The sequence below is a fragment of the Leptolyngbya cf. ectocarpi LEGE 11479 genome (assembly GCF_015207065.1).
Taxonomy (GTDB): Bacteria; Cyanobacteriota; Cyanobacteriia; order Phormidesmidales; family Phormidesmidaceae; genus Leptothoe; species Leptothoe ectocarpi.
Map to the genome: position 1 here is coordinate 1 of NZ_JADEXP010000285.1, position 8,423 is coordinate 8,423.

The window sequence follows — 8,423 nt, forward strand, 5'->3', positions numbered from 1 at the left end:
GCTCTTGCTTATCCAGACTGGCCACAGGCTGTAGAGATATAGCCTTACCAATTCTGACATCGGCAGACCGGTAACGAACGATGGACGTGACTTTGGTTAAGTCGTAATGCTGCTCCAAGTGTGGGCGCACCGCAGCCGGGATGGTGATGGGCTTTAATTTTTCGACTTTTGGGATAATCATTGCGGGAATAACAGGCACCTGGGCAGCATAGGCAAGATGGGCAAAGCCGGACTGCAGTTGAGCCAACGGCGCATCAAAGTCATTAGCAAAGATATAGTCTTCGCCCTCTGGGAAAATACCGAGCAGTTTTCCCTGGCGCAGGCGCTGCAGGGCCTGTTTGATAGATGAGGGGGTGGGCTGGGCTTCGGTTTTGACCGGGACCATACCAGTCAGAGCCAATAGCTGACGGGTAACTGGAACTGTCGTCATGTAGTCGGCCACCATCCAGGCAATGTAGCGCGGTAGGGCCAGGGTCATCAGGAGGCCATCGGTATCAGAGCGGTGGTTACAGACAAGAATCGCTGGTCCATGGTGGGGTAGGTGGTTGATTCCCTGGGTTGAGATCTTAACCCCCCTCAGCAAAAAAGGTCGCAACAACCATCGCAGGCTGTGATATGCCGCTATTTGAACATCCATACCATCATCATTGAGAATGAGAGTGAACCTGACGCTAGCCGTTGCTGATTAAGGTAGTAAGCTCACCAGCTAACACTATATCGAGAAGCAGCAACGCCAATTTTCTATAGGCTAACGTCTCAGAGTGCTACTCTCTACCCAAACATCCATGACCCCCGACGAACTTTACAAGTTAGAAGAAGATTTACGGGCCTCTGCCCTCAATGTGCGTATTGCGGCGCTGAATACCCTGGCAGCTCAACCCGCTGCTGTTGCTGTGCCTATTTTGCAAAATTTATCCAAAGATCCATCGTTTTTACTGCGGCGTTTAGCCGTGATGGGACTTGGTAACCAGGCCCCCGATCAGATCGCATTTGATAGCCTGCAAGCATTGATCGCAGACGAAACCGATGCCAACGTTTTAGCCGAAGCCGCCAACTCCCTATACGAATTTGGTGATGCCTCCATCCCGTTACTCGTCCAGATGTTTGAGGCCAATAATAACTGGCTATTACGGCAAACAGTGCTGTCGATTTTGCAGGAGAGCAACCATCCTGACGTGCTGCTGGATGTGTCACTGAGAGCCTTGGAAGATGAAACCCAGACTGTCAAAGAAACTGCCATTTTGGGTCTGCGGCAGGTACTGATGTCGCCGCTACAAGCCCAGGCGTTAGCCACATTGGCCAAGTTAGCCCAGAGCGAATTTTGGCGCGATCGCTGGCGGGCCGCAACAGCCCTCACGGGATGTGATCATCCTCAGGCAGCAGAGCTACTATCAAAGCTACGAACAGATGAGAACCACTATGTTGTCGCAGCTGCATTAGATGCCTCTATGGGGACTGGTCTGTAGACCGTGTTTAATTGGAGCAATGGGGGCAGGTTGTTTGGCGTCAAGCCTTTAGACGACGCCGTGAGCAAAGATTTTGTGGTACGAATCGTTTGGCGCTCCATTTTTGTTTCTATGCCCACACCCCGCGAAATTTTAGATACGTTGCTGCCACACCTGAAAGTAGCCGCAGGCTATGCCCAGAAAATTCAGACCAGCATTGCCATACATCCCGACAAATTCGACTCCGAGAATTTCTTTGCAACGGCCCTAACCGACGCCGACCTTTCCATTCAAACTTTTATGGAGGTGACGTTGCTGTCACTGTTTCCAGATATTCGTTTCTATGGCGAAGAATTTGAGCAGACTTACAACACCAAATATTTTCGCTCCATTGAGCTGGGTCCCCAGGATGACTATTTAATCACCCTCGACCCAATTGATGGCACCCGTTTCTACATGGATGGTCATCCCAACTATCAAATTATTCTCACCGTTCTCAATGCCGATGGGTTTGAGGCGGTGATTGCCCTGAGTCCGGCGCTAGATCGGTTCTACTATAGCCTGCGGGGACAGGGGACCTTTTACGGCACGCTGGCGGATGATCTCGATAGCTGTCAGCCGTTAAAAATTGAGACTCCGAAGGATCGGGTACTGCTGAGCTGGGCCGTGACCCATCTGGCCGATGAGTTGCAAGGGGAATTTGAGGCCCTGAGTGTGAAGACTGACTATTCTCGGGAAGTTGCGATCGCAAACACCAACGGCCTCTTAACTGGCGACCTCACTGGCGCGATTTTAGCCGCCGGTAAGTTTATCGACGGCGGCGCGCTTAGCTGGATGGCCCAGGAAATGGGCTACGTGGTGACCGACCATCAAGGCAATCCGTTACCTGAATTAAGTGCCTGTCAGGACTATCAGTGGCCAGGGGTGGTGGTAGGGTCATCACCGGAGGTGCATCAAAAGCTACTTGAGGCGTTGGCCCGTAGTGAAGCTTCGTAAGGGAGTACTGAAAATCTGCGTTAGCGTTTGCTGCCCCTCTAACTCTCACTTATGTAATGGGTAGAACTGGAATTTACCCCCTTGGCAAGGCTACTGTGTATACACAAGTCGCAGAGCAGGCTCAATGTTTCGAGCCCACTCTGCGAGAAAAGCAAAGCTCTACATCCCCCAACCCCTTCTCTCCAGGGAGAAAGCTGCCGTGTATACACAAGTCGGAGAGTAAGCTCAAAGCTTCGAGCCCTCATCCCCCAACCCCTTCTCCCTGGGGGAGAAGGGGAGCTAGACTCAAAGTCCTTCTCCCTGGGGGAGAAGGGGAGCTAGACTCAAAGTCCTTCTCCCTGGGGGAGAAGGATTTAGGATGAGGGGTAATGCAGGAGTTAGAGCCACTTTCCAGTTCAATCTTCTAGATGTGTATACACCGTAGCCAGGGAGAAAGAGAGCTAGACTCAAAGTCCTTCTCCCTAGGGGAGAAGGATTTAGGATGAGGGATAATGCAGGAATTAGAGCCACTTTCCAGTTCAATCTTCTAGATATGTATACACGGCAGCTTGCCAAGGGAGGATTAAGAAGGGTTAACGCAGAATTTTGAGCTTCCTGGCGACTAAGCGACCCTGACCTTCTTGGTCAATATAATCATCACCTCGTTGGGTCGTCCGGTGGGTAATGGTTTGCTCCAGTCGTTGGGTTCAGCGTAGTTACGCTGATGCAGCTGTTTGATCGTGGCCCGCACAACCGTCAGGCTGCCTAGCACTAGATGACGAGCCTGCTCATACTCGTACTCAGACAGAAAAGCTGATACGGTAGGCGGAACTGTGGACCCGTCAGAGCCCTGGGTAAAATCTTGAAACATGGTGTCTTGGTTCTCCGGTGTAGATAAATAGGGAGGAAACCAAGACCCAATAAGGCTTAGCCACCCCGGTTGATATGTGCAAATCGGGGTGGCTAGGGTAAAATCAACCCCAACCGCCGGGATTGCGTATGAATCTCGGGGGTGAGTCATCGGTAAGGTGGTGCTAACACCTGCCGATGGCGCTAAGAATTATTGAGCCTTGTGGAAAAGGTCGCTGTATAACAACCTTGCATAAGACCATAATGCTGACAGCTTCGTCTCGTCAAGCGGTTGGTCAGGGTTGTTTGGGAATTGTTACCGTCTTTTTTAGAGACCCGTAGGGTGGGCACTGCCCACGATTCCAGCCGCCCACCATTCCAGGAAATTAGCCATTCTTAGGAAACTTACATTTCACCTCGACTTCAAAGTTGCTTTCAGCTGAGCCGTTGACGAGTACGGGCACTTTGGCACCACCGCTAAACTTGAGGCCAAATTTGAAGTTCAGTTCTTCGACTTCTGCACCGCCCATCTTTTTGAAAGCATCAATTACAAACCTGGCGTAGGTGCTAATGGTGCCGTTGATTTCTCGTAGTTTGACTAAAGTTTCCTTAGGGACGGTGGAGCGAGGGTTATTGCCGTAGGATTCATCGTCGTCGTCCCAAATAGTCCCATCCCGTTTGACATCCTTGGCAGGGGCACCAGGCACAACCTCATCATCGGTTTGAATGTAGACGGTATATTCTACGCCGGATTCGTCTTGAACGACATAGGGGTGAATGGTGCTCATAGGATAGGTGGCTACGAATTTTCTAGATAACCGGATCGGGAATGTCCGCTATGGTATGTGGAGAAATGGATAGATCCGCCAAACTTAAGCCTTTGTTTGCCTGCTATGGCCAAATACGCCCTGGTAATCGGTCTGACTGACTATGATGACTTTAATCAGCTGACCCGACCGGCAACGGATGCCCAGGTAGTGGCAGAGGTATTGCAAACCTACGGTGGCTATCGGATCACGTCAATTTTAGCAGCGACGGATTACGACGAAATTGTTGCCCAGCTAAAAACCTTTTTGCAGCAGACGGCCCATAAAAATGAAGCGCTGATTTATATCACGGGCCATAGTTTTTTGGTGCAGGATGACTTTACCGAAGAACAGGCGGGATATATAGCCACCTCGAACTGCCGGGTGCGACGGGAAAACGACGCGATTGTTGAGCAGCGCCATGGCATTCCATTTGTTAATTTCAACAAGCTGATTGCCAAGGCCGACCTGAGTAATCTGGTGCTGTTGCTAGATACGTGCCACAGCGGTGGACTGATTGAGCAGGGATTATTTCAGCAGAGCTTTAACACGTTTGGCCAAAAGACCGATTACTTTTTTATCACCGCTGCCCGCAGTTCCGAATCGGCCTGGGCGAAGCGTGGAGAGAACCACAGCGTATTTACCACGGCGCTACTGAGCGGGTTAGCCCAGGAAAATGCCCCAGAGGGCGGAGCCATTACCGGCGACGATCTGTTTGCCCACATTGCTCGACAGCTGCAGCAGGCAAGGCAGGAACCCATGCGCATGGGCCAGGGGCGGTCCATCGAAATTGTTCGATACGGCACCAGTGTTGAGACCCAAATTAGCGATGAAAACCCTTATCAAGGGCTAAAGGCATTTGATGAGAACTCGGCCCGGTTCTTTTTTGGTCGGGAAAAAGAGATTGATTTGCTGCTGGCAAAGCTAAGCCAGACAAATTTTGTGCCGGTAATTGGCGTGTCGGGCAGTGGCAAGTCTTCGGTGGTGCGGGCGGGGCTGATACCGGCACTGCGGCAGATGGGACATTGGCAGATTCTTGAGCCGATGAAGCCGGGGATAGGGCCAATGGCGCTGCTGAAAAATGCGTTTTGCCAGTTGGTGAGCCAGCGCCGGGAGGTGAACCACATGGCCGCAAAGATTGACAGCCACGATTTGCTCGGGGCCGTGGCGTTGTTGCCAGGGACAGAAAAGATTTTGTTGGTCGTAGACCAGTTTGAGGAGGTGTTTGCTCTGGGGTCGCCGGATGAGGAAAAACAGCAGTTTATTGACTGTCTGACGGCCATTGCCAACGTGGAGGAGTCGCGGTTGGCGATTGTAACTACGATGCGGGCAGACTTTTTGCCAGACTGGTTGGGCTATGGGGAGCTGATTGAGTCGATCCAAAAAGATGCCGTATTTTTGGGGCGATTGCAGGGGCAGGCGTTGCTGGATGCGGTGGAGAAACCGGCCCAGGTGCAGGGGCACAGCATGGAAAATGGGTTGTTACAGCTGATTGCGGATGATATGGCGGCGGCGAGTAATGCGCTGCCGCTATTGGAGTTTGCGTTGGAAGCGCTGTGGGACCAGCGGGATACCCAGCACCATTGCCTGACGGTGGATGCCTATACGGCCATGGACCGGCTAAAGGGGACGCTGGATAGTCAGGCGACAAAGGTTTATGACAGGTTGGCTAAGAACGAAAAAGACTGGTGCCGACGGATTTGTTTAAGCCTGATCCGCATTGGTAAGGATGGGAAAGATACCCGGCAGCGGCAGCGGCAGTCAAAGTTATTGGCCCTGGGCCAGACGGAACGGGAGCGAGAAACGATTGCTGATGTGGTAGAGCGGTTGGTGAATGCGCGGCTGTTGGTGACCGATGGGGATGGGGCTAGCCGCTATGTGGACATTGCCCATGAGGCGCTGATGGATGGGTGGCAACAGTTTGCCGACTGGCGGCAGGAAGACCGGGACCTGAAGCGGCTAGGACAGCGGACGCGGGACGCCCATGAGGAATGGGTGGGGCATGAGAGTCATCTAGATTATTTAATACCCAGTGGGTTACTGGCAGAACTCAGGGAGTTACCGGTTACGGTACGAAATAATGTGTTAGCGGACATGGATCTTCGCGCATTTTTTACTCGAAGTAACGAGCACGAGCAAAAGCAAAAAGAATTTTTCGAAAGGGCTTTAGCTGAGGTTCATCTTGACGCTGAGGCAAGTAAAATTCGATCAAAACTCATTAATATGCCGCAGTATGCAGTTGAGGCTACTTTAGATGCGATTGATGCTGTCGGCTATAGTCTGAAGTCTTTCAAGGGGGAAGTTCAATATCCAATAAAAGATGCTCTGAATCACACATGGAGACAGGTAAGAGAAGTTGCAAAAATGCAAGGTCACAAAGATGCGATTTGGTCTGTGGCGTTTAGCCCAGATGGTTCTCGTATTGTGTCCGGTAGCGCAGATTCTACGTTAAGACTTTGGGACTCTGAAGGTAATCCCATCGGTCAACCATGGTTAGGTCACAGTGATTGGATCTGGTCTGTGGCGTTTAGTCCAGATGGTTCTCGTATTGTGTCTGGTAGTCGAGATACAAACTTGCGCTTGTGGACCATTGATGGACAACCAATTGGTTCTTCAATAGAAGGGCATCTTGGCTCTGTATTATCAGTAGCCTTTAGCCCTCAGGGGGATCGAATTATTTCAGCCAGCGATGACGGTACATTACGCTTTTGGGATGCAAGTGGTCGGTCTTTAGGGTCTCCAATCAATGCGCACAAAGGCTCGGTTTACTCTGTAGCCTTTAGTCCAGATGGAAGCTATATCGTGTCGGGTGGTTCCGATAACACTTTACGGTTGTGGGATTTGGAAGGAAATTCTATTGGCGAACCATTTGAAGGTCATAGTGATTGGGTTAGATCCGTAGCCTTTAGCCCCTCTGGGGAACAAATTATTTCAGGGAGTGCAGATAAAACACTTTGCCTTTGGGCACTGAATGGCGAACGTCTTCGAAGATTTTATGGTCATAAGGATCTAGTTTATTCCGTTGCGTTTAGCCCCGATGGCAATCAAGTGATATCGAGTAGTCGTGACCATACCGTATATGTGTGGAACCTCGATAGTGAATTAATTGATCAACCGCTCTACGGTCATAGTGGGTTAGTTTACTCAATTGCTTTTAGTCCTACTGACAAGCTCATTGTGTCAGGTAGTGCTGATCGAACCTTGCGTATTTGGAGTTCACAGAGCAATCCCATTATCAAGGCGGTCAAGGCTCACTCCGATTCAATTAATGCTTTGGCATTTAGCCCTGATGGAAACACAATAGTATCAGGTAGCTCAGACCACACATTGCGCTTGTGGGATCGGATAGGTAATCCGTTGGGTGAGTACTTAGAAGGGCATAGTGACGGGGTTTTGACTGTTGCCTTTAGTCCAACTGGCGATCAGATAGTATCGAGCGGCTTCGATAAAACTCTACGATTTTGGGATCAAGATGGTAATTCTGTAGAGGTAGTAGTTGATAGTCATCGCTCTAATGTCAATGCTTTGGCATTTAGCCCTGATGGGACGCAAATAGTATCAGGTAGTTCAGACCATACCTTGAGAATATGGAATCGTAATGGTCATCTCATCGGTGAATGCCTGCAATCTTACGTAGGTGAAGTATATGCCGTTAGATTTAGCCCGGACGGAACCAAAATTGCTGTAGGCGGATTTGATGGTGGTCTATCTTTTTGGCATCCTCGTAGCAATCTAATTGATTTGAAACCAGCTACTAATCAAAGCTTTGGCATTATGTCTTTGGCCTTTAGTCCAACAGAAAAATATTTAATCTCTGGTGATGCTTATAATAATTTACGTTTCTGGGACTATGACGGAAATCCTATTAAAGAGCCAATACAGAAACATTTGAGCCCTTTAGCCTTTGTAGAATTCATTCCTGAAAGTGACCAGATAGTGTCAGGTAGTTATGATACGACACTCCACTTTTGGGATCGTGAAGGTAGACCAATAGGTACTCATATTGGTGGCGAACCACTTGAAAACGATCAATATGGAATTACGGCTTTAGCAGTGAGTCCTAAGGGCAACCAAATCGTATGTGCGGGACGATTTCATTCTAGTAGTTCTTATAAAGATGGAATCTTATGGTTTTTAGATAGTATCCGCTGGCAGGACTGGCTACACGACTGCTGCACTAGGCTGCTGCACCAAATCGCTATGGTGCAGCCCAAGACTGACGTAGCTCAACGAGCCTGTCAGGTATGTATGGACCATGCCTGGAATCGTGGTGAACGGGCAAAATTTTTAGTGGCTCAGGGTAGGGCGCTGGCCTATTATCAACAAGATGTGGATGGGGCGGTGGCGA

At 50.0% G+C, this 8,423-nt stretch carries 6 protein-coding genes; 3 read left to right on the top strand and 3 right to left on the bottom strand.

Annotation, left to right across the window (positions count from 1 at the left end; translation table 11 throughout):
* A partial coding sequence (locus tag IQ260_RS22975; protein ID WP_193995417.1) for a lysophospholipid acyltransferase family protein occupies positions 1–637 on the bottom strand: 637 nt, incomplete at its 3' end.
* Positions 638–785: 148 nt separating this feature from the next.
* Between IQ260_RS22975 and IQ260_RS22980 the strand changes: the two genes are divergently transcribed.
* Positions 786–1,466: a HEAT repeat domain-containing protein gene (locus IQ260_RS22980; RefSeq protein WP_193995418.1), complete on the top strand. Its 681-nt coding sequence runs from the start codon at positions 786–788 to the stop codon at positions 1,464–1,466.
* 3 nt (positions 1,467–1,469) lie between these two features.
* Positions 1,470–2,441: an inositol monophosphatase family protein gene (locus IQ260_RS22985; protein WP_322745026.1), complete on the top strand. Its 972-nt coding sequence runs from the start codon at positions 1,470–1,472 to the stop codon at positions 2,439–2,441.
* Positions 2,442–3,042: 601 nt separating this feature from the next.
* On the opposite strand, the gene IQ260_RS22990 is transcribed toward IQ260_RS22985, so the two are convergent.
* Complete coding sequence (locus IQ260_RS22990) at positions 3,043–3,291, bottom strand: hypothetical protein (RefSeq protein ID WP_193995419.1); 249 nt, start codon at positions 3,289–3,291, stop codon at positions 3,043–3,045.
* Between the two features lie 364 nt (positions 3,292–3,655).
* Positions 3,656–4,057 (bottom strand): CU044_2847 family protein, encoded by a 402-nt coding sequence (locus IQ260_RS22995; protein ID WP_193995420.1) that lies wholly within the window; start codon positions 4,055–4,057, stop codon positions 3,656–3,658.
* A gap of 105 nt (positions 4,058–4,162) precedes the next feature.
* On the opposite strand from IQ260_RS22995, the gene IQ260_RS23000 reads away from it, so the two are divergent.
* On the top strand, positions 4,163–8,423 hold a 4,261-nt coding region (locus IQ260_RS23000; RefSeq protein ID WP_193995421.1), incomplete at its 3' end, for an nSTAND1 domain-containing NTPase.

Bases quoted from the DNA above. Each gene is read 5' to 3' on its own strand.
- IQ260_RS22980 (WP_193995418.1), top strand. From the start codon at position 786: ATGACCCCCGACGAACTTTACAAGTTAGAAGAAGATTTACGGGCCTCT.
- IQ260_RS22990 (WP_193995419.1), bottom strand. From the start codon at position 3,291: ATGTTTCAAGATTTTACCCAGGGCTCTGACGGGTCCACAGTTCCGCCT.
- IQ260_RS22995 (WP_193995420.1), bottom strand. From the start codon at position 4,057: ATGAGCACCATTCACCCCTATGTCGTTCAAGACGAATCCGGCGTAGAA.